Consider the following 2506-nt stretch of genomic DNA (forward strand, 5'->3'; position numbering starts at 1 on the left):
GCAGCTGGCCTTGTTTCTGTCTTCTACGGTCTTCTTTTTTTTTTTTTTCAAGCAGAAGACGGCATACGATATAGGCTCCGGTCTCGTGGGCTCGGAGATTTGTATAAGAGGCAGACTTGGTGCCTTCGTCACCCGCCGCATCCGCAAGGGGGCGCGCATCATCGAGTACATCGGTGAGCGCCTCACCCAGGCCCAGGCGGACGCGCGCTACGACGACGAGTCGATGGAGCGCCACCACACCTTCCTCTTCAACCTGGACGACGACACGGTCCTGGACGCGGGCACGCTGCACAACGAGTCGCGCTACATCAACCACTCGTGCGAGCCCAACTGCCAGTCGCTCATCGACAAGGGCCACATCCACATCTACGCGCTGCGCGCCATCGAACCGGGGGAGGAGCTGACGTACGACTACGCCTACGAGCGCACGCCGGAGATGGGCGATGACGCGGAAGGGCTGTACGTCTGCCGCTGTGGCACGCCCTCGTGCAGGGGCACCATCCTCGCCCCGGAGACGAAGGCCCCCGCGCGCCGCAAGAAGCCCGTGAGCAAGGCCAAGCGCGCCGCCAAGGCCCCGTCGAAGTCCAAGGCCGCGTCGAAGTCGAAGGCCGCTTCCAAGTCGAAGGCCGCTTCCAAGTCGAAGGCCCCTTCCAAGTCGAAGTCCCGGCCGGCCTCCAAGTCGAAGTCCGCCGCGACCAGGCAGCGGGGCACGAAGCGCGCGAAGACCGCGGGCCGTGGCCGCCGCGCGGCGGGCTGAAGTCCGCCAAACGGCCGCGCGCGTTCCGGAGGTGGGCATTAGAGTGGGGGCGTGAAAGACGTCCTGCGCTTCCTGCTCACCGAAGCTCCCGACTCACCCGCGCTCGATTCAGTGGAGGCCTGGTGGCGACGGCACCTCGCGGTGCTGCCGCGCTTCCCGGCCCCCGCGGACCTGGCGCTCGCCAGCGGGTTCCGGGCGGACCGGCTGGGGTTCGCGTTCGCTTCCGGCTACCACGCCGCGCTGCGCTCGCTCTTCCCCCCACTTCCCGCGGACCGGCGTGTCGCGCTCTGCGCCACCGAGTCGGGGGGAGGGCACCCGACCGCCATCGAGACCACGCTCACGCCGGCCGGCGCGGGCTGGACGCTCGACGGGACGAAGACCTACGTCACCCTGGGGACGCACGCGGAGCTCCTGCTGGTGGTGGCCACCGAGGGCCGCGACGCGCAGGGCCGCAACCGCCTGCGCATGGTGGTGGTGGACGCGACGAAGCCCGGGGTGCGGGTGGAGCCGCTGCCGCCGCTGGGCTTCGTGCCGGAGGTGCCCCACGCGGCGCTGCGGCTGGAGGGCGTCGCCGTGGCCCCCGAGGACGTGCTGCCCGGGGACGGCTACACGCGCTACCTGCGGCCGTTCCGCACCGTGGAGGACTGCCACGTCAACCTGGCCGTGCTGGGCTGGTTGGTGAAGGTGGGCCGCAGGTGTGGCTGGCCGGTGGCGCTGCGCGAGGAGCTGGTCGCCAACGCGGTGCTGATCCGTGCGTTGTCGCAGGAGGACCCGAGCGACCCGGGCGTGCACGTGGCGCTGGGCGGAGCGCTCGCGCAGATGCACCGCGCGCTGGAGCGCTGCGAGACGGCCTGGGAGGGCGTGGACGTGGAGACGCGGGAGAAGTGGCAGCGCGACCGGCGCGTGCTCGACCTGGCCGCGAAGGTGCGCGTGAAGCGCCTGGAGTCCGCGCGGCAGAAGCTGGCCGGTGGGACTGGCGAGGATTGAGGCTCACCCCGCGAAGGCCCGCGCGGGAGGGGCTTGGAGCCGCCTCCTGCGCGTGAGCCCGGGGGCTACGACGACTTCAGTACCGACCGCCGCCCGCCGCGGAGACGATGGCGGAGAGGATGCGGTTCTCCACGCCCCAGACGGCCTTGTTCATGCCCTTCACGCCCGCGCCGCGCATGTAGTCGGTGAAGTCGTGCAGGGCGGTGGAGCGCTGCATGCGCTCCGTCTTGGCCGCGTAGAGCAGCGGCGTGCCCGGCGCGCCCGTGAGGCCCAGGTCCGGACAGGCCTCCGACAGCTTCGCGCGGTCGATGCCCGTCACCGCGGACAGCATCGCCACGGTGAACTTGTGCACCGGCAGCTCGCGCGCGTTGGGCACCTTCTCCAACACCTTCGCGCGGTCCTTGGGGTCCGTGGCGAGCTGCTCCAGCGTCACCTTGGACATCTCCAGGATCTGCTCGTTCGTCACGTGCTTGTTGTCCAGGATGGCGCGGTCGAACAGGCTCTGCGGCGTGTCACCCTTGATGCTGATGTTCACGTCCGACAGCCGCGAGCGCATCGTCTGGATGGCGCGACCCACCTCGGTGTTCGCGCCGCCACGCCACGAGCCCGGCGTCGGCGCCACCGGCGGCTGCGTCGAGCGCACCCGGGCCAGCTCCGCGCGGTTGAGCACCTCCGCGCGCGACACCTGCGTCACCTGATTGGAGCGGGTCGTCTGCGCGGCCGGGGCCTGCGTGCGAGTGGTGGCTGCGGAGGATGCGGCGG

3 protein-coding genes are annotated in these 2506 nt (G+C 70.6%); 2 read left to right on the top strand and 1 reads right to left on the bottom strand.

The window, feature by feature from the left end:
• Positions 1 to 70 precede the first annotated feature (70 nt).
• Both D7V88_RS40615 and D7V88_RS40620 read left to right on the top strand, forming a co-directional pair.
• Complete coding sequence (locus tag D7V88_RS40615) at positions 71 to 757, top strand: SET domain-containing protein (RefSeq protein WP_120545841.1); 687 nt, start codon at positions 71 to 73, stop codon at positions 755 to 757.
• A 51-nt stretch (positions 758 to 808) separates the two neighbouring features.
• A complete protein-coding gene (locus D7V88_RS40620) occupies positions 809 to 1744 on the top strand; it encodes an acyl-CoA dehydrogenase family protein (protein ID WP_120545840.1) in 936 nt (311 codons plus the stop codon).
• A 76-nt stretch (positions 1745 to 1820) separates the two neighbouring features.
• Here the strand turns inward: D7V88_RS40620 and D7V88_RS40625 are convergent.
• A partial coding sequence (locus D7V88_RS40625) for a hypothetical protein (RefSeq protein ID WP_244238667.1) occupies positions 1821 to 2506 on the bottom strand: 686 nt, incomplete at its 5' end.

The organism is Corallococcus terminator, from assembly GCF_003611635.1.
Classification (GTDB): Bacteria; Myxococcota; Myxococcia; order Myxococcales; family Myxococcaceae; genus Corallococcus; species Corallococcus terminator.